22 protein-coding genes and 3 tRNA genes are annotated in these 17,844 nt (G+C 61.6%); 14 read left to right on the forward strand and 11 right to left on the reverse strand.

What is annotated here, in order from left to right; all coding sequences use genetic code 11:
• Positions 1–8: 8 nt before the first annotated feature.
• Both INR99_RS10340 and INR99_RS10345 read left to right on the forward strand, forming a co-directional pair.
• On the forward strand, positions 9–506 hold the full coding sequence (locus INR99_RS10340; protein ID WP_194116271.1) for a pilus assembly PilX family protein: 498 nt from the start codon (positions 9–11) through the stop codon (positions 504–506).
• Positions 507–523: 17 nt separating this feature from the next.
• Complete coding sequence (locus INR99_RS10345) at positions 524–898, forward strand: type IV pilin protein (protein WP_194116272.1); 375 nt, start codon at positions 524–526, stop codon at positions 896–898.
• Between the two features lie 76 nt (positions 899–974).
• Here INR99_RS10345 and INR99_RS10350 read toward each other — a convergent pair whose 3' ends face one another.
• Positions 975–1,619 (reverse strand): pyridoxamine 5'-phosphate oxidase family protein, encoded by a 645-nt coding sequence (locus INR99_RS10350; RefSeq protein WP_194116273.1) that lies wholly within the window; start codon positions 1,617–1,619, stop codon positions 975–977.
• Between the two features lie 95 nt (positions 1,620–1,714).
• Here INR99_RS10350 and pdxR point away from each other — a divergent pair, with 95 nt between their 5' ends.
• The 3 genes from pdxR to INR99_RS10365 all read left to right on the forward strand — a co-directional run bounded on the left by pdxR (position 1,715) and on the right by INR99_RS10365 (position 4,375).
• On the forward strand, positions 1,715–3,193 hold the full coding sequence (gene pdxR, locus INR99_RS10355; RefSeq protein ID WP_194116274.1) for a MocR-like pyridoxine biosynthesis transcription factor PdxR: 1,479 nt from the start codon (positions 1,715–1,717) through the stop codon (positions 3,191–3,193).
• Between the two features lie 184 nt (positions 3,194–3,377).
• Entirely contained in the window at positions 3,378–3,737 is a 360-nt protein-coding gene (locus INR99_RS10360; RefSeq protein WP_194116275.1) for a DUF1801 domain-containing protein, read from the forward strand.
• A 110-nt stretch (positions 3,738–3,847) separates the two neighbouring features.
• Entirely contained in the window at positions 3,848–4,375 is a 528-nt protein-coding gene (locus INR99_RS10365) for an Imm26 family immunity protein (protein WP_194116276.1), read from the forward strand.
• A 449-nt stretch (positions 4,376–4,824) separates the two neighbouring features.
• On the opposite strand, the gene INR99_RS10370 is transcribed toward INR99_RS10365, so the two are convergent.
• Complete coding sequence (locus INR99_RS10370) at positions 4,825–5,154, reverse strand: DHCW motif cupin fold protein (RefSeq protein WP_194116277.1); 330 nt, start codon at positions 5,152–5,154, stop codon at positions 4,825–4,827.
• 134 nt (positions 5,155–5,288) lie between these two features.
• Between INR99_RS10370 and INR99_RS10375 the strand changes: the two genes are divergently transcribed.
• Positions 5,289–5,663 carry a 5-carboxymethyl-2-hydroxymuconate Delta-isomerase gene (locus tag INR99_RS10375; protein ID WP_194116278.1) on the forward strand — a complete coding sequence of 125 codons (375 nt, stop codon included), beginning with the start codon at positions 5,289–5,291 and terminating at the stop codon, positions 5,661–5,663.
• Positions 5,660–6,145 carry a hypothetical protein gene (locus INR99_RS10380; protein ID WP_194116279.1) on the forward strand — a complete coding sequence of 162 codons (486 nt, stop codon included), beginning with the start codon at positions 5,660–5,662 and terminating at the stop codon, positions 6,143–6,145. Before INR99_RS10375 ends, INR99_RS10380 begins: the two co-directional genes overlap by 4 nt.
• A 26-nt stretch (positions 6,146–6,171) precedes the next feature.
• On the opposite strand, the gene INR99_RS10385 is transcribed toward INR99_RS10380, so the two are convergent.
• The 5 genes from INR99_RS10385 to INR99_RS10405 all read right to left on the reverse strand — a co-directional run bounded on the left by INR99_RS10385 (position 6,172) and on the right by INR99_RS10405 (position 11,123).
• Complete coding sequence (locus tag INR99_RS10385) at positions 6,172–8,109, reverse strand: methyl-accepting chemotaxis protein (protein ID WP_194116280.1); 1,938 nt, start codon at positions 8,107–8,109, stop codon at positions 6,172–6,174.
• Positions 8,110–8,352: 243 nt separating this feature from the next.
• Positions 8,353–9,429, reverse strand: a complete 1,077-nt coding sequence (locus tag INR99_RS10390) for an RNA methyltransferase (protein ID WP_228098196.1) — start codon at positions 9,427–9,429, stop codon at positions 8,353–8,355.
• A gap of 63 nt (positions 9,430–9,492) precedes the next feature.
• Positions 9,493–9,735, reverse strand: a complete 243-nt coding sequence (locus INR99_RS10395; protein WP_194116282.1) for a YgaP family membrane protein — start codon at positions 9,733–9,735, stop codon at positions 9,493–9,495.
• A gap of 26 nt (positions 9,736–9,761) precedes the next feature.
• Positions 9,762–10,193: a thioredoxin TrxC gene (trxC, locus tag INR99_RS10400; RefSeq protein WP_194116283.1), complete on the reverse strand. Its 432-nt coding sequence runs from the start codon at positions 10,191–10,193 to the stop codon at positions 9,762–9,764.
• A 63-nt stretch (positions 10,194–10,256) separates the two neighbouring features.
• Positions 10,257–11,123 (reverse strand): MBL fold metallo-hydrolase, encoded by an 867-nt coding sequence (locus INR99_RS10405; RefSeq protein WP_194116284.1) that lies wholly within the window; start codon positions 11,121–11,123, stop codon positions 10,257–10,259.
• Between the two features lie 89 nt (positions 11,124–11,212).
• Here INR99_RS10405 and INR99_RS10410 point away from each other — a divergent pair, with 89 nt between their 5' ends.
• Genes INR99_RS10410 through INR99_RS10425 form a run of 4 tightly spaced genes read left to right on the forward strand, consistent with a single transcriptional unit; the run spans position 11,213 to position 14,141 of the window.
• Complete coding sequence (locus INR99_RS10410; protein WP_194116285.1) at positions 11,213–11,560, forward strand: ArsR/SmtB family transcription factor; 348 nt, start codon at positions 11,213–11,215, stop codon at positions 11,558–11,560.
• The gene (locus tag INR99_RS10415; RefSeq protein ID WP_194116286.1) at positions 11,550–11,984 is read left to right on the forward strand and encodes a YeeE/YedE family protein; all 435 of its coding nucleotides are present in this window, start codon (positions 11,550–11,552) and stop codon (positions 11,982–11,984) included. Before INR99_RS10410 ends, INR99_RS10415 begins: the two co-directional genes overlap by 11 nt.
• A 10-nt stretch (positions 11,985–11,994) precedes the next feature.
• Entirely contained in the window at positions 11,995–12,411 is a 417-nt protein-coding gene (locus INR99_RS10420) for a YeeE/YedE family protein (protein WP_194116287.1), read from the forward strand.
• 8 nt (positions 12,412–12,419) lie between these two features.
• Entirely contained in the window at positions 12,420–14,141 is a 1,722-nt protein-coding gene (locus tag INR99_RS10425) for a SulP family inorganic anion transporter (RefSeq protein ID WP_194116288.1), read from the forward strand.
• 5 nt (positions 14,142–14,146) lie between these two features.
• Here the strand turns inward: INR99_RS10425 and INR99_RS10430 are convergent, their stop codons facing one another.
• On the reverse strand, positions 14,147–14,602 hold the full coding sequence (locus tag INR99_RS10430; protein WP_194116289.1) for a type III secretion system chaperone family protein: 456 nt from the start codon (positions 14,600–14,602) through the stop codon (positions 14,147–14,149).
• A 197-nt stretch (positions 14,603–14,799) separates the two neighbouring features.
• Here INR99_RS10430 and INR99_RS10435 point away from each other — a divergent pair, with 197 nt between their 5' ends.
• On the forward strand, positions 14,800–15,390 hold the full coding sequence (locus INR99_RS10435) for an IMPACT family protein (RefSeq protein ID WP_194116290.1): 591 nt from the start codon (positions 14,800–14,802) through the stop codon (positions 15,388–15,390).
• Positions 15,391–15,466: 76 nt separating this feature from the next.
• Here INR99_RS10435 and INR99_RS10440 read toward each other — a convergent pair.
• The 3 genes from INR99_RS10440 to INR99_RS10450 form a co-directional block, all read right to left on the reverse strand.
• Positions 15,467–15,542 (reverse strand) — tRNA-Glu (locus INR99_RS10440).
• A gap of 38 nt (positions 15,543–15,580) precedes the next feature.
• Positions 15,581–15,657 (reverse strand) — tRNA-Arg (locus INR99_RS10445).
• Between the two features lie 18 nt (positions 15,658–15,675).
• Positions 15,676–15,769, reverse strand: a tRNA-Ser gene (locus INR99_RS10450).
• A 179-nt stretch (positions 15,770–15,948) separates the two neighbouring features.
• Here INR99_RS10450 and INR99_RS10455 point away from each other — a divergent pair.
• Both INR99_RS10455 and INR99_RS10460 read left to right on the forward strand, forming a co-directional pair.
• On the forward strand, positions 15,949–17,154 hold the full coding sequence (locus INR99_RS10455; protein ID WP_194116291.1) for an efflux RND transporter periplasmic adaptor subunit: 1,206 nt from the start codon (positions 15,949–15,951) through the stop codon (positions 17,152–17,154).
• A complete protein-coding gene (locus INR99_RS10460) occupies positions 17,151–17,843 on the forward strand; it encodes an ABC transporter ATP-binding protein (protein ID WP_194116292.1) in 693 nt (230 codons plus the stop codon). Before INR99_RS10455 ends, INR99_RS10460 begins: the two co-directional genes overlap by 4 nt.
• The last annotated feature ends 1 nt before the right edge of the window (position 17,844 follow it).

Consider the following 17,844-nt stretch of genomic DNA (forward strand, 5'->3'; position numbering starts at 1 on the left):
GGCTCGTCATGCATTACCACCTCACCCCGCCCCCCCGCCAGCAGGGCTTTGTCCTGATCGTAGCCTTGCTGCTGCTGGTAGTCGTCACCATTCTGGTGCTCAACGGCATGCGCGGCACCACACTGAATGAAAAGATGGCCGGCAGCTACATGGACCGGCATCGCGCCTATCAGGCTGCGGAACAGGCACTGCGGCAAGGCTCGGCACTGTTGCAGGCCAATGCCGAAACCTGTCTGGATGGCTGCACCAACAGCAATGTCGTCGGCACCGGCCCCGCCAGTGCCGGCGGGCTTCCCACCAGCTGGAGCGACACCCACGCCGTGGCCGCCACACTGGCCAGCGGCCAGCAAAGCTCGGGCAAATTCGTGATCAACCTGCTACCCGATACCCTGCGCCCGGCCGATAAAACCAGCTGCAAAGCCTACAGCGTCATGGGGCGCGGTCAGGGGCTCGATAGCCGTGCCGTGGTGGTGTTGCAGACCACCGCCTTTGTTTGCCCCATTTGAAACAGGACATTCCACCCATGCGTGTACCGCGCGGCTTTACCCTGATCGAAATGATGGTGGTCATCGCCATCATCGGCATTCTCGCCGCAATCGCGATCCCGAATTATCAGCAGTACCTGATCAAGACCCGACGCACCGACGTGCAGAAAGAGCTGACCAGCCATGCGCAGGATCTGGAACGCTATTTCAGCACCAATGGCCGCTATACCAGCAGTGGCACCACCTGTGGCATCAGTGATCCGGTGAGCAGCTATTACACCATCACGACCAGCTGCGCGACGGCCAACGAATTCACCATCACCGCGTCGCCGATTGCCGGCAAATCGCAAAGTGCGGATGGCGATCAGACGCTCTCCAGCAGTGGCGCCAAAACCGGCAAATGGTCAAACTGAACGTCGAACAAAAGCATTACCCTGCAACGTATTGCCATACAGGTAAATTTTTAGAATACCTGTATGGATATACCCATCAGGAAATCCATGCCTGCACATAATCCGGTGCCGATACCGGACAATCAGTAGCCGGCTCGGGAGCCCCACGCATCACACGCAACGGCAGCACGCCGGTCCAGGTCGCGATGGCCAGATCCTTTTCATCGTCCTGCGGCCCGCCCGTGCGCAACTTGGCTGCCGCCTCGGCCAGCGAAATCCGCAGGACAATAGTTGCGCCCAGCTCCTGCGGGCTGCCGCGACGCGCTTCATTTTCGCGCCCCGGGGCCAGATGGTGCATGAAGGCATCCAGCGCCGCCGACTTGGCCTCCTCGCCCTCTACCTTTTCAAAGACGCCGTAAATCACTGCGGAGCGGTAATTCATCGAGTGATTGAACGCCGAGCGCGCCAGCACCAGCCCGTCAAGGTGGCTGACCGCGATGCTGACTTCCGCACCACCAGCCAGCCGTTTCATCAGGCGGCTGCCATTGGAGCCATGAATATACAGATGCTCGCCTTCGCGCCAGTAGGCCATCGGCAGGCAATGCGCCCCGCCCGCCTCGTCGGTAAAGGCGATGTGGCAAAGATAGCCGTCATCCAGAATCGCGTGTAGCGTGGCACGCTGGTAATCGGCATTGTCTGGGATGCGGCGGATACGGGTACGCGGGGTCGGTGCGCTGCTCATGATGATATTCCGGCAAATGAGTGAGGAAGTCAGCATAGCCAGCCAGGTGGTTCCAGCATAAGATCCACTACCCGCAAATATTCAGGAACCACCGCATGGATTACGCGCTACTGCTCGGCCCACACGGCAATCACTCCAGACAGCAGCAGCTCTACCTTGGCCTGCGTGCAGCCATTCTGGATGGCCGGCTGGCAGGGGGCACACGCCTGCCTGCCAGCCGCGAGCTGGCGGGCGAGTTGCGCATCGCGCGCAATGCCGTGGTTTATGCCTACGAACAGCTCGCCAGCGAAGGGCTGGTGCACGCGTCCGCACGTGGCACGGTCGTCGCCCCGCTGAATCGCCCGGGGCAGTTGCAGCCCGCCGCTCACACCGCCGCACAGCAGTTGTCGCAACGCGGTGGTGCCTTCCGCACGCCCTTTGCCGAACCAGAGCCGGCCAGCGCCTTCACCCCCGGCGTCCCGGCACTCGGTGACTTCCCGCTGGCCCGCTGGCAAAAACGGCTGGCCAGGGCATGGCGCAGCGCCGATGCCGCCACGATTGGCTATGGCCCGGCGGCGGGCGAGCCGGCGCTGCGCGAAGCAATCGCCAGCCATCTGCGCAGCACGCGCGGCGTACGCTGCGACACCGCGCAACTCTTCATTACCGACGGCACCCAGCACGGACTGGATCTGTGTGCGCGACTGTTTGCCGATGCCGGCAACACGGCCTGGGTCGAAAATCCCGGCTACCACGGCGCGCTGAATGCCTGGCGCACCGCGCAACTGGAGGTACGAGGCATTGCGGTCGACGAGCACGGCCTCCGCCCGCTGGCCGCCGACTGGCAACAGCACCCACCCCGGCTGATCTACGTGACGCCCTCGCACCAGTACCCGCTGGGCAGCGTGCTGTCGCTGGAGCGCCGCCTGCAGCTGATTGCCGACGCCCGCGCGCATGGCACGCTGATTATCGAGGATGACTACGACAGCGAATTCCGCCGCGACGGCCCGCCGCTGCCAGCCATGCAGGGGCTGGAAGCCGACGCCCCGGTGGTGTATCTGGGCACCTTCAGCAAGACCCTGTTTCCGGCACTGCGCATCGGCTTCATGATCGTGCCCGCGGCATTGGTGGTTCAGGTCGAGGCCGCGCTGGCGCAATGCCAGCCGCGCGGCCGGCAGATCGAACAGCGCGCGCTGGCCGGATTTATCCGCGACGGCGAATTTCTCGCCCACCTGCGCCGCATGCGCAAACTCTACAGCGAACGCCGCGATGCCATGCTCGCCGCCATCCACCGCCATTTCGGCGAGCTGGCCGAAGTCTGCGGCGGCTCGTCCGGCATCCACCTTGCCATCCGCATTCCCGTCCGCATTCCCGATTCGCTCATCAGCCAGCAGGCACGCACCGCCGGACTGATCGCCCGCCCCTTGAGCGCCTACCGCATTGGCAACGAACCGGACAGCGCCAGCAATGGCTTCATTCTCGGCTACGCACAGGTACCGGCTGACGAGATGGACGGACAGATCACCATGCTCGCGCAGCTGGTGCGCGAACATGCCGCAGGCAAGCAGCAGACGCCGGATATACCCACAACAGGATAGTGCTACAAGCAATACGCTAAAGAGGCTGCAGACTAATACCCATGCATAACCACGTAAATGCAGGCTGCAGGCAACACCCGGCGCCGCACACTGGCGAGCATCCGGGGCGGTTGACAGCCCGTGACGGCATCTTTAGGCTGGTTTGCTTGAATCTTACGTAAAACACTGAGAAGCCGAGGTAAACATGGCCGCCAAATCCGTACAAACCCTGCTCGAAGACTTGCGCCTGGTTTCCGAAGAACGCTACGCCCTGGTCCAGGCCGTACGTGATCTGGTGCGCGCCACGCTGCCGGAGATCAGCGAGGAAGTGAAATACGGCGGCATCCTGTTTGCCTCCGCCGGCCAGCCATTCGGCGGGGTATTTGCCTACAGCCAGCATGTTTCGGTGGAATTCGGCGCAGGCGCCAGAATCAGCGACCCGCACGGGCTGCTGGAAGGCAGCGGCAAGGGGCGGCGGCATATCAAGCTACGAGTGAGTGACGACATTGCGGCGAAAAAACTGGCGGCGTATTTGCCGCTGGCGCTGACAGCAGCCGGCAGGTAAATCACCATGCCGTACTTGCAGTATTGCTCTCGTCAAACCGTGGTCTGTTCCCTCTTGCCGCAAATGCAATCTGCCTCCAGCACGGCCATACATGCCCATAATGAAAAGCCATGAAACTGAAATTCATCCCCTGGAATAGCAAGCCGCGCACTATGCTGCGCTACTTAAAACCAGGGCATATTTTCGCGCTGCAACTGGATGCCACTCGATTTGCCTTTGGGCGGATTATTGCCACACCTACAGCAGGCACCCCCGCCGAGTTTTTTGACATTATCAAAGACAGCCCGGTGCTCGGCGAGGATGAGATCAGCGCTGCCCAGCGCCTTATTCATCCACTCATCATCGATGCTTACTCGCTGTTTGATCGCCGAATTCTTGGCAACTGGCAAATGATTGCATTACAGGAAGACTTCATTGCGCACGACGCTGCACAGATTTTTTTCTGGTACGGCGACCCAATTGGCGGTTACAAGAAAACAAATGCACTGGGTGAAACAATCGGCCTGATCCCGGAAAGTGAAGCCAAGACGATGCAGGATGCGGGGCTTTCCGGTGACCGTTATGTACGTTTTCACATACTCAAAGTGCTGAATGAAATCAGTACCATGCCGGAAGTCCCGCTGCTCCACCCTGCATGACGAGAAAAACGTCATTCACATACCGCGTACAACGTACTCTGTAGAGCACAATCGCCACAGGCATCGCGCCGAACGGCCCCTCGAATAACCCGGCATTCGTGAAATAAATGGGGGGCAGACCATGGTTACTCCTTGGCGAAGAAATGCTGCTTTGCGAGGAGTGCCTGCCAAGCGGGCATAGATGGGCAATCCGTTAAAAGCATACCATTGAGCTATATCGACACCTTCGACCACGAATATCTCGGCCATCTTGCTATCTGCCGATTTACCATCCGCAGGTTTGCGTTCCAATTGGCCACAACCCACCACTGCGGGGCTTGCGTGCTAGCCCGCACGGCTGGCGCGAAACTCGATCTTGCTCACCCGTACGCGCAGCTGTCCGCAACCCGCCATCGACATCCAGGCTATCGAAGTTGCGAAGCTCACCCAGCAAGGGCGTAGCAGCCACCTCAATCCACAATAAATAGCTTCGCCCCCGTCGGGCTCGAGGAACGATGGGCTTCGGCATTGTCCGCGACCTGATAGCTCATCCCGGGCTTGAGGACAAAGCTGCGACCATCGTCGAGCTCGGTATGCAGCTCGCCTTCCAGACACAGCAGGATATGCCCCTTCGAACACCAGTGATCGGCAAGATAACCGGCGGTGTATTCAACCATACGTACCCGGATGCTGCCGAACTGGCAGGTACGCCAGTACGCCATGCCCTGTTCACCCGCATGTGCGGTGGATGCCACCGCAGACCAGTCGGTCGTGCCAAACGGTATCTGCTCGATCTTCATGAACCACCTCCATGATCATGGAACGAATGGCGCTATCCTAACCCGCAGGCGGGAATCTGGCTGGCGGCACTAAGAGGACAGGCATGCTAGGCTAGCTCCCTTGCCGTTATGCGGCGCGGAGGAGCACCCGCACCATGCCTCACTGCATTCTCGAATACAGCAGCAACATCATCGACCAGCCGGATTACCGCGCGCTGCTGTTGACCATCCACGACACCCTGATGCAAAGCGGGCAATTCGAGCTTGCCGACATCAAAAGCCGTGTCATACGGCACGAGCAGTTCCTGATCGGTGATGGCAATCCGGCGCTGGCTTTTGTCACCTGCACCCTGCAATTGCTGGCTGGCCGTAGTGATGCCGTGAAGACCGCACTGGCCGAGGCGCTGCAGCAGCGGCTGGTTGCGGCTTTTCCGCGATCACTGGCGCAACTGCAGTGCAGCATCACCGTACAGCTTTGCGACATTCACCGCGCCAGCTACCAGCGCAAAGTCGGCAGCACCACGCCATGATCGCGCCTGTGTCTCTTCGGGAACGTGTTCTGGCCGAGCTGGCTGCGGCATTTGCCAATGTTCCCCGCCCGGTGCGCTTTACCGCTGCAAGCCATCCGGGGGACGACGAGCGCGAGGCCCGGGAAGCTTTGCTGCAACGGCGCGGGCGGGACAAGCTGGATCTGGACGACATCGCCCACCCCTGGGATGACCCGATCCTATCGTGCACCGCGCCAGCCAAGGCGTGGCTTCTGCCGACCCTTGCCAGGCTGGCATTGGCACAAGCTCCGGGTGGAGACTGGTATGCAGCACAGCTGGTGCAGGTGCTTTATTCCGGCTTCAGCCAGAATGAGCTGTATTGTTTTTGCAATGCTGCCCAGCGCCAGGCCGTTGCTGGCTGGCTGGGCTACCTGCTGGAACAGGAAGCAAGCCGCATTGATGCGCATGGTCTAGCCGATGAGGTGTTGCGCTGCCATGCACTCTGGAGTGCCCGTCCAGCCTGATCTGCCGAAGCCCACTCCTGCCAGCCTCAAAGCCTGAAGCTGCCGACCACCTTGTCGAGTTCATCGGTCATCTGCTGCAACTCGTGCACGATCCGGTCTGCATGGCGAATTTGTACATCCTCGTCCTGCGCACGACGGGACATCATTTCGGATGCTTTGGCCATATCCTCGGTAGCGCGGGATTGTTCGGCCGCAGCGTGGTTAATTTCGCCGATTTTCTCGGTAATCCCGGCCATGCTCTGCCGGATGGCGTCGATATCTTTCAGCGCGACATCCACCAGTGATACACCACTCTGGACACTGCCATAAGTATCGTCCACCCGGTGCACGGCCTGATCAGAAGCCTGCCGCATCGCACCGACCATCTGTTCGATTTCCACAGTGGCCTGCGCAGTCCGTTCGGCCAGTTTGCGTACTTCATCGGCCACCACGGCAAAGCCCCGCCCCTGTTCGCCTGCCCGAGCCGCCTCAATGGCGGCATTCAGCGCCAACAGATTGGTCTGGTCGGCAATATCCTTGATCACGCTGGCAATCGAGCCAATCTGGCGTGACCGATCGCCCAGTTCGCTCATGACCTGATTGAGCGTGTGCATCGAGCCGGCGGCCGTACTGATTGTTCCCGAAACCTGATGCACCGATTGGCTGCTGCGCCCGGACAGCTCGCCAGCCTGATGGACGGCATCACTGGCGTGCTGGGTATTATTGGCAATATGTGCCGCGGAAACGGTGATTTCTTCGATACTGGCAGCCGCCGATTCGGCAAGTGAGGCATTCCCCTGCGAGTTGGCCGACAGCGAATGTGCCATGCCACCCAGCGCAGTTACGCTTTGCTGCAACTGCCCGGACTGCTGCCGAACGGTGAGGAACTTCTGGTGCAACTGTTCCATGAAGGTATTGAAGCAGCTCGCAATTTCGCCGACCTCATCCGCGCTTTCCACTCGCAGACGGCGAGTCAGATCACCGTTTCCTCCGGTCAGATCCCGCATCGCGGCATGCAGCTTGCCCAGTGGCTTGGTGATGGTTCCTGCCACGGCAAGAATCAGGGGGAGCGAGATCGCCAGCACCGCCAGACAGAGCAAGCCCAGCTGCAACATGGTTCGGGTAATGGCCGCATAGACTTCACTTTCCGGCAACTCGACCACAACTAGCCAGCCGGCATCAGGCATATAACTCGATGCCGACAGCATTTTTCCCTGTGGGCCCTCATAGTGGGCGAGATTAAAGTTGTTCTTGCCCGTCAGAATGGTAGCGACTCCAGCCATCCCCGGCAGACTGTCCATCTTGACCTTTCCCTCGGCACGCACCAAGGCCGGATCACGGTGGATCTGGATATTGCCTGCGGTATCGATAATGAATACCTGCCCTTGCTTGCCGACACTGCTTTTCTGCACCAATTCGGCCAGGGCACTGGCATCCATGCCGATACTGGCAATGGCACGCTGCCCCTTGCCATCGGTGGCCAGGGCATTCACGAACATCATCAGCCTGCCGTTTTCGACGCCAAGGTTGAAATTGCCCTTCTGCCCGCTTTGCAGAAAGGCCGTGAACCAGCCATCCTTGCCGGCCGGATCAACCTTGCGCAACAAGCCCTTGCTGTCGTCGTAATAGTTGTGCGTCGCTTCGGAGACCCACGACACCATGCTCACCCCCGTGGTGGCCTTCATGTGCTGCGCGAACCGCAGCCAGGCGGGCAAGCCGGATTCGGGCTCGCCGGCGGCCATCCAGTCAAGCAGGAACTGGTTATTGGCCAGCATGGCTGTCTGCGCCATGGGTACGGCCAGGGAACGATCCAGCTGGTTACGCACCGCGCTGACCGTCTGCACCAGTTCATGATTGACCAGCCGCTCGGTCATCACGGCCTTGAAGAGCGAGGCGGCGACCAACCCGGCGGCCAGCAGCGAACTACTCAAAATAAGCGCGACGCTAACCAGCATCTTGCGTCGGATAGACCATGAACGAAACATACGGCCTCCTGCCTCTGCCTGAACGGCATTCCAGTGCTGGCACTATAGGTTCGGGGATAGCTGTTCGCTGCAGGTATTTAAGCTGCGCAGGGGGCAAGAGGCAGACGAGCCTTCAGAAACAGGCGAGGCCGACTCAGTGCCGGGAAAACGGGGCGAGAAGCGTGAACTCACTGCCACGTATCGTGCCAGATAACTCAATCACACAAGCCTGCAGAGAAATACCCAGGATGGGTATAAAAACGCTTAGCCAGCCCTGCTGGCGCGGAATTCGATTTTGCTGACCCTTGCGCGCAGCTGGCCGCAGCCGCCGTCGACATCCTGGCCGGCGGAGTTGCGCAGCTTGGTCAGTACGCCACGCGAATGCAGCTCGCGGGCAATCGCCGCGGCTTTTTCCCAGCTTGGGCGCTGGTAGGGCAAGGCGTCGACCGTGTTGTACGGGATCATGTTCATGATCGCGTACTTGCCTTTGAGCAGCCGTACGATGCCGTCGAGCTCTTCCGGCGTGTCGTTGATGCCTTCGATGAGCGTCCACTGGTACTGGATCGGGTAGCCAGTCTTGCGCGCGTAGTCTTCGCCCAGTTCGACCAGCTCGTCGGGCGTCAGGCGCGGCGCGCGCGGCAACAGCTCGGCGCGCAAGTCGGCGCGGGTAGTGTGCAGCGACAGCGCCAGTGCGGGCTTCACGATGCCGCCCGGCAGCGCGTCGAACACGCGCGTGTCGCCCACCGTCGAGAACACCAGATTCTTGTGGCCGATGCCGCCCAGCGTGCCGAGCAGCTCGATCGCTTCCAGCACATTCGCCATATTGTGCGCGGGCTCGCCCATGCCCATGAACACAACCTTTTTCACCGGACGTTTCTGCCGGGCCAGCACCACCTGCGCGACGATTTCGGCGCTGCCGAGCTGGCGCAACAGCCCCTCCTTGCCGGTCATACAGAATACGCAGCCGACCGCGCAGCCCAGTTGCGAGGACACGCACACGCCATCGCGCGGCAGCAGCACGCTTTCCACCGTCTGGCCGTCGGCCAGACTCACCAGCAGGCGCGCCGAGCCATCTTCGCTAGGATGTTCGCTCTTCACACTGGCCAGTTTTGCCAGCACGGCATTAAGCTCGGGCATGGCCTCACGCAGGGCTTTCGGCAGCGCGTGCTCGGCCTGCTGGCGCTTCGGGCCCTGATCGAGCGCACTGCCGGACAGCCAAGCGCGCAGCATGCGCAGCTCATGCACTTCGCGTGCGCCGAGATCACGCAGGGTCTGGCGCAGCTCGCCGAGCTGATAAAAGGATGAGGCGCCCATGGCGCCGGATGCGGTGACCGTATTCATACGGGCGCGACTATACCAGCTGCGGCAAACTGCAGCACGGCCGGCCGTCACGCCCGTAGCGCACTACTCGGCTGGTTTGTCGCTCTGACACTCGCCCCCCGCACAGCAGGCGTCCTTGCCGCAGGTGTTGATTTTCAGCAGCGGGTACAGCGGACAGAAGCGGAACAGCCCGGTCGCCAGCGGCACGACGCCGAGCCAGCCCCAGGGCCCGATCACCCCGGCCAGCGTCAGGCCGATCAGCGCCAGCCCCAGAATGATGCGCAGAATACGGTCGGCTCCGCCGACATTGGCTTTGCAGCAGTTCATGGTCTTCACTCCTTGTGGTCGAACACTTAACGGATGGTCTGCCCCAGCCAGGCGGCAAACTGCGAAGCGGGCAAGGCCCCTGCCATCTGGGCGGCAATCTCCCCGTTCTGCCAGATCATCAGCGTGGGGATGCTGCGGATCTGGAATTGCTGCGCGAGCATGGGCTCAGCTTCAGTATTCACTTTCACGAACAGCGCCCTGCCCGCCCAGTCGGCGGCAGTCGCAGCAAAGGTCGGCGCGAACATCCGGCACGGCCCGCACCACGGCGCCCAGAAATCCAGCACGATGGGTAGCGGCGCATGCTGGAGCAATTCAATCAGGTTGGCGGCGGTCGCCTCCAGTGGCGCGCCAGACAGCAGAGGCTGCTTGCAGGCACCGCAGTTCGGATTATCGGCCAGCCGCGCAGGATCGAGACGGTTACCGGTGTGGCAATGCGGACAGGACAGAATGACGCTCATGGCAATACCCTTATATCTATCAATCAGTAATCTTTTATCAATAGAGCTCGCAGAGGCATACCCTTAGAGCACATCCAGCGGGATCTGCAGATAGCGCTTGCCGTTGGCAGCAGGTGACGGCAGCTCGCCGGCACGCACATTCACCTGGATACTGGGGATGATCAGCACCGGCATCGCCAGCGTGGCGTCGCGCGCTTCGCGCAGGGCGACAAACTCCGCCTCGCTGGTTGCGGCATGCAGGTGAATATTGCCGGCCTTCTGCGCGGCAATCGTGCTTTCCCACTGCGGCTTGGGACGTGTTGGCGGCTGGTAATCGTGGCAGACAAATACGCGCGTCTCATCCGGCAAGGCATACAGTTTCTGCACCGAGCGATACAGCAGGGCGGCATTGCCGCCAGGAAAATCACAGCGTGCGGTGCCCACATCGGGCATGAAGATGGTATCGCCGACAAACAGCGCATCACCAATGAGATACGCCATATCGGCCGGCGTGTGGCCGGGAACGAACAGAGCCTGCGCAGACAGCTTGCCGACCTGGAACAGCTCGTCCTCGGCAAACAGGTAATCGAACTGGCTGCCGTCGGTGGCGAAATCCTCGCCCAGATTGAAAATGGGCTTGAAGGTACGCTGCACACTGTCGATGTGCGCGCCGATGGCGATGCGGCCACCCAGCTGCTCCCTGAGCCAGTGCGCCCCGGAGAGGTGATCGGCATGCGCGTGGGTTTCCAGAATCCAGTGCACGCTCAGTGCGTGCTCGCGCACGAAATCGACAATCTGCTGCGCGCTGTGCGTGCTGGTACGCCCGGATTTGGCATCGTAATCCAGCACCGGATCGATGATGGCGGCCTCGCCACCGTCGTGCTCGTAGACCACGTAGCTGACGGTAAAGGTGACAGGATCATAGAAGGGTGCGACGCGGGGCTGGCTCATGGCTACACTCCGAATGAAATCAGAAACGGCTTTACACACATTATATTCATAAATATAATATCGTCAACTTAATCAAAACAGGAGCCATAATGACTCCCGAACAGATCACCCTGATGCGCGAGGCCGCCAGCCGGGCCTGTGCCCTGCTGAAAGTACTTGGCAACGAAGACCGCCTGTTGCTGCTGTGCCAGATGGTCGACGGCGAAAAATGCGTTTCGGACTTTGAAGCCCTGCTGGACATCCGCCAGCCCACGTTGTCGCAACAGCTGGGCGTCTTGCGCAATGAAGGCCTGGTCAGCACGCGCCGGGATGGCAAGCGTATTTTCTACAGCATAGCCAGCCCGGAGGCACAGCAGATGCTGAATGTGCTTTACGGGATGTATTGCCCGGTAGACCTTGGTAAACAAAGCATAGAGAGCGATACCCATGCAAATTGATCTGATCAACTTCACCCCTTGGTCGGCGCTGGCCGGTGGCGCCCTGATCGGCCTGGCTGGTGGCCTGCTGGCACTGCTGAGCGGACGGATTGCCGGAATCAGCGGCATTGTTGGCGGTCTCTTCGATGGTCGCCCTGCTGCGGATCGCAACTGGCGGATTGCCTTTGTCGCCGGGCTACTGGCCGCCCCGCTGCTGTGGCAGCTGGTCGCACCACTACCGGCCATCCAGCAGGTCGCCGGCATCCCGGCCATGATGATTGCCGGCCTGCTGGTTGGGCTGGGGACACGGTATGCCAATGGCTGCACCAGCGGCCATGGCGTGTGCGGCTTGTCGCGCCTGTCACTGCGTTCACTCGTGGCCGTACTCAGCTTCATGGGCGCCGGCTTTGTCACTGTTTTCATCATCCGCCATGTCCTGGCCTAAGGAGAACGCCATGCTGATTGTGATTGCATTGCTTACCGGCTTGCTGTTCGGCTTTGGCCTGTTGCTGTCCGGAATGGTCAACCCGGCCAAGGTTCAGGGTTTTCTTGATATTGCTGGCCAGTGGGATCCAAGCCTGGCTTTCGTGATGGGTGGCGCTATCGGCGTCGGGCTGGTGTTCTTCACGCTCGCCAAAAAGCGCGATACCACGCTCGCCACGCATGAACCAATGCGTCTGCCCGGCAACAACTCGCTCGACCGCCGCCTGATTCTGGGTAGCGTCGCCTTCGGCGCAGGCTGGGGAATTGCCGGCATCTGCCCGGGGCCGGCGCTGGTCGCCCTGGGCGCAGGCAGCCTGCAGGTCATCGCCTTTGTGATCGCGATGCTGGCAGGAATGGCCTTGTTCAGCTTGCTGCAGCGTAAACACTGACACCTGCCATGCACACGCCGCGCTGGCTGCCGCTCCTGCACTGGTTGCCCCTGTATCGCCGGGAGCAATTCCACGGCGATCTGCTGGCCAGCCTGATCGTCGCGCTGCTGCTGCTGCCACAAGGGATTGCCTATGCGCTGCTGGCCGGCCTGCCACCGGCGGCCGGGCTGTATGCCAGCATCCTGCCGCTGCTGATCTACGCCATGCTGGGCAGCAGCATGACGCAATCGGTGGGGCCGATGGCAGTAACGTCCGCCATGACCTACGCGGCACTTGCGCCACTGGCCAGTGCCGGCAGCACGCAGTGGCAAACCCTGGCCGTCTGGCTGACGCTGCTGACTGGCAGCTGGCTGCTACTGCTGGCTCTGGCACGGCTTGATCGCCTGTTGCGGTTGGTTTCGGCGCCGGTATTACAGGGCTTTGCCGACGGCGTGGCGCTGCTGATCGTCCTGGGGCAGCTCGGCCCGCTACTCGGGCTGCACGCCAGAGGCGAAACATTACTGCCACTGCTGACGGCACTGCACAAGGCCGCAGGCCAACTGATCCTGCCCGCCACCCTGTTCGGCCTGGGCGGGCTGGGTTTGCTGCTGCTAGCTGGCCGGCCACTGCAAAGACTCCTGCGGCGCGCCGGCTTACCCGCCACGCGGGCAGCACTGGCCAGCAAGGCCGCCCCGGCACTGCTGCTTCTACTCGCCACAGCAGCACTGGCCATCTGGCCGCACGCGCGACTGGCCACACTGGGCGCACTACCTGCAGGCCTGCCAAGCTTGACCCTACCGGAGCCACTGCCATTGGCAATGCTGCTACAGCTTGTATGGCCAGCATTGGGCATTGCCCTGGCCGGCTACCTGCAAAGCTTCAGTGTCGCCCGCCAACTGGCCAGCCTAGAGCATCCCGTGAGCAGCCGCCAGGAATTACTGGCACTCGGTAGCGGCAATCTGGGTGCCGCACTCTGCGGCGGGATTCCGGTGAGCGGCGGTTTTTCCCGCAGCGCAGTCAACGCGGCAGCCGGCGCACAGACACCGCTTGCCGGTGCAATGACAGCCGGCTGGCTGATGCTGATTCTGCTGTTCTTCGCCCCCCTGCTGGCCACGCTACCGCTCGCCTGGCTGGCTGCGACCATCATTCTAGCCGCCGCACGACTGATGCAGCCAGGCTATGCATGGCGACTGGCAAAGGCCGGACGCAGCGGCCTCACCGAGGCACTCCCGTATGTCGCGACACTGCTCATCGTACTGTTCAGCGGCGCCATCAGTGGCATTCTGGCCGGCGTACTGCTGGCTCTGGGATTGGTGCTGCTGCGTGCCAGTCAGCCGCACATCGCCATCGTCGGCCGCATTCCGGGCTCGGAGCACTTCCGCAACGTGCAGCATTTCCAGACCGAAACCTGGCCCGGACTGCTGATTGTCCGCATTGATGAAAGCCTGTTTTTTGCCAACATCGACGGCGTCGTACAGACAGTGGAGCAGGCACTGGCCAATGCACCGGACACCCAGCAGCTATTGCTGTCACTGAGCGCAGTCAATCACATCGACCTGAGCGCGGCCGACGAACTGCTGCGCTGGCAGCAATCGCTGGCCGCACGCCGAATCAGCCTGGATGTCGCCGAACTGAAAGCCCCTGTTGCCGCCGAACTGGCGCAGCATGCGTGGCTGCAAGGGCTGGCCGGGCACATCCATCTCTCCACCCACGCGGGAGTCGAGGCACTAAGGGGGACGCCGGCCGCGTGATAAGGCTACTGCAGCACACGTGAGCCATTACTGGCGTCCACACCTTCGAGCGCCGCGAACTCCTCTTCGAAATGGATCAGCACCCCGCCAAATAGCGTATTGAAGGTGGATTCGGGGAAATGCGTGCCAGCCGGATAAAAGCCCACATATTCCAGCCAGAAATTCCCATCCTCATCCAGACTGCGCGCAAAAGGGTGGCTGCGGTTGCGCTCATTGAGGAAATCCAGCACCTCATGCCAGCGGTCCATGTAATTGGTGCGGCTGACACAGGCAATCTCCAGCCGCAGATCACCCGAATCCCCCGTCGACAGGCACACGAACACCCCCGCCTCACCACTGGGGAACTGCCAGCCCATCTGCAAAAAGGACTCGCCATGCTCGCCCTTGACGACATGCAGCTGGATATCACGCGACTGCAGGTAATTCTTGAGGGTATCGAGGGTCAGTACTTCGGTGGACATCGTCGTCTCGCCAATGGATTGTCTGCCTGCATTATAGGCAGCCAACACACATGTGCCAGCTCGACCAACAGGTATACATGCCAACCTATATCCATCTACAGCATTACATTATTAACTCCCGCCACCATACCCGGCAGGACTGCGGCAAACCCATTGGACAGCTAGAATAGGCACTTTCGTCCGCATCGCACGTCGACATGCCCTTCACCCTCGCAAGCCCCGCACACAGCGAACTGCTGATCCGCAAAAGCCGCTTTCTGGGGTGCGTCGAGCCCATGCCCGACCGTGCCAGCGCCAGCGCCCGCGTCGCAACCCTGCGCCAGCAGCACCCTGATGCCGCCCACGTCTGCTGGGCATTGCTTGCCGGCGGACAATCCGCGGCCGTCGATGACGGCGAACCCTCCGGTACTGCAGGCCGCCCGATGCTGGATGTATTGCGCCATCAGGCTATGGAACAGGTATTGGCAACAGTGGTGCGCTACTACGGGGGTATCCGGCTAGGCGCTGGCGGTCTGGTACGCGCATATACCGACAGTGTGGCGCAAGCACTGGCCAGCGCAGAGAAAATCCGCCTGCAGCCCATGACCCTCCTGCATTTCCAGGCCCCCTACGCACTCGAGGGCAGCATCCGCCGCCAGCTGGCCGCCAGCGGAGCAACCTTGCTGCAGGTCGAACACGGCAGCCTGGTCAGCTTCCAGGCCAGCATCCCTGCCAGCGACAGCGAGGCGCTGCGTGCGCAACTCGACGAACTCGGGCACGGCCAACTGGGCTGGCTAGGGCCACGCTAAGCGAGTGCAATATTTTGTGAAGGAATGCAAAAAGCCCGCTTTACAGCAGGCTTTTTGGGTGGCATCACGCCGTAACTGGCGTCCCCACGGGGATTCGAACCCCGGTTATCGCCGTGAAAGGGCGGTGTCCTAGGCCTCTAGACGATGGGGACTGAGGCAACTGCGATGCGTTGCAGTGACAGGAGAGACATGGCGCGCCCGGAGCGATTCGAACGCCCGACCCTTTGGTTCGTAGCCAAATACTCTATCCAACTGAGCTACGGGCGCGCTGTCCTCGAAAGGTCCTGGCGGAGACGGAGGGATTCGAACCCTCGATAGAGGTTTTGGCCCCTATGCTCCCTTAGCAGGGGAGTGATTTCAGCCACTCATCCACGTCTCCGTTCAGGGAAGGCGAATAATATAGACTCACTTTCCGAGCGTCAACCGCCACTGCAACTTTTCTGCATAAATGCTTGTTCTGTCAGGAACACACCACACTCACCGGAACAGAATCAGATTGGTGCAGGTGCATTAGCCGATTTAGAATTGCAGCATCACTACCCGCCCGACCGGCCCACCATGCCCGAAACGGATCTCTCAGCACTGCGTATTGAACGCGCGGGTGCCGCTGCCAGCAGCAAAGCCCGCCCGCGCTGGCTGCGCCCCCTGCTGGGCCTTGCCCTGCTGGCGCTGGCTAGCGCGGCGTATCTTGCGCATCGCCACACCAGCGCCGTGCGCGTGCAGACCGCCACAGTCACGCTGGCCTGGCCGGCACAAGGCCTGACCCTGCTCAATGCCACCGGATACGTGGTTGCCGACACCAAGGCCGCGGTCGCGTCCAAAGCCACCGGCCGGCTGGAATGGCTGGGCGTGCGCGAAGGCAGTAGCGTCAAGGCTGGCGAGGTAATCGCCCGGCTGGAAAACAGCGACATGCAGGCACAGCTCAGCCAGGCTCGTGCAAATGTGCTGGCAGCCAGAGCCCGGTTCGAACAGGCACGGGCCGAGCGCATCGATGCCGAGTTCCAGCTCAAGCGCCAGCAGGATCTGGCCAGCCGCAATTTTGTCGCACAGGCCGCCGTCGACGCCGCGCGCAACCGCGCGCAGCAGGCAGCTGCCGGTGAAAAGGCACAAGCGGCGCTGATCCAGATGAATGAAGCCGTGGTGCGCAATGCCGAGGTGGCGCTGGACAATACCATCATCCGCGCCCCTTTCAGCGGAGTCGTGCTGACCAAGGAAGCCGACGTCGGCGATGTGGTCGCCCCCTTCAATGCCAGCAGCAATTCCAAGGGGGCCGTCGTCACCATGGCCGATCTGGCCACGCTGGAAGTCGAAGCCGATGTATCCGAGACCAGCCTCGCCAAGGCGCGGGTCGGCCAGCCGGTGGAAATCCGGCTCGATGCCCTGCCCGACCTGCGGCTTGCCGGCACGGTGGCTCGGCTGGTTCCGACGGTGGATCGCAGCAAGGCCACCGTAAAATTCAAGATCCGCTTTGACGATGGCGATCCACGCATCCTGCCGGACATGAGTGCCAAAATTGCTTTCCTGGAACGCGCCCTGCGTAGCGATGAGCGCCAGCCGCGGCTGGCCATTGCTGCCAGCGCGGTGCGCGATGGCAAGGTGTTTGTCATCCAGGATGGGCACGCCAGTGGGCGCACCGTGGCAAGCGGACAGAAACTGGGCGACCTGCTGGAAATCCGCAGCGGACTGAAAGCCGGGGATGTGGTCATTGCCAACCCGCCCGCCGGACTCACTGACGGCAGCCGCGTCGAGGCCAGTGCACCGTGACTCCCCCTTGTGTCAGCCTGCAGCACGTCAGCAAGCACTACGAGCGCGGCGGCCAGCGCCTGCCGGTGCTCAGCGACATTCACTTCGACATCCAGCCGGGTGATTATCTGGCCCTGATGGGACCATCCGGTTCAGGTAAATCCACCCTGCTCAACCTGATTGCCGGCATCGACCAGCCCAGCAGCGGCGCCATCGTGGTCGGCGGCACCGACATTGCCACCCTGGGCGAGCGTGCCCTGGCCGACTGGCGCGCCGCCAACATCGGTTTCATTTTCCAGTTCTACAATTTGATGCCCGTGCTCAATGCCCTGGAAAATGTCGAATTGCCACTGCTGCTCACCGGCCTCAATCGCCGGCAGCGACGTGAGCGGGCCTTGTTTGCCCTGGAACTGGTCGGCCTGTCCGACCGCCTGCAGCATTACCCATCCGAACTGTCGGGCGGGCAGCAGCAGCGCGTAGCGATTGCCCGTGCGATTGTCAGCGACCCGACCCTGCTGGTTGCCGATGAGCCGACGGGCGATCTGGACCGCAAATCCGGCGAGGAAATCCTCACCCTGCTGGAGCGCCTGAACCGCGATGCCGGCAAAACCATCATCATGGTCACGCACGACCAGAAAGCCGCCGACGCCGCACGCTCGGTACGGCATCTTGAAAAAGGCGAACTCTCCGCACTGGAGGTTCGCGCATGAA

It is taken from the genome of Chitinilyticum piscinae, from assembly GCF_015223195.1.
GTDB classification, from domain to species: Bacteria; Pseudomonadota; Gammaproteobacteria; order Burkholderiales; family Chitinibacteraceae; genus Chitinilyticum; species Chitinilyticum piscinae.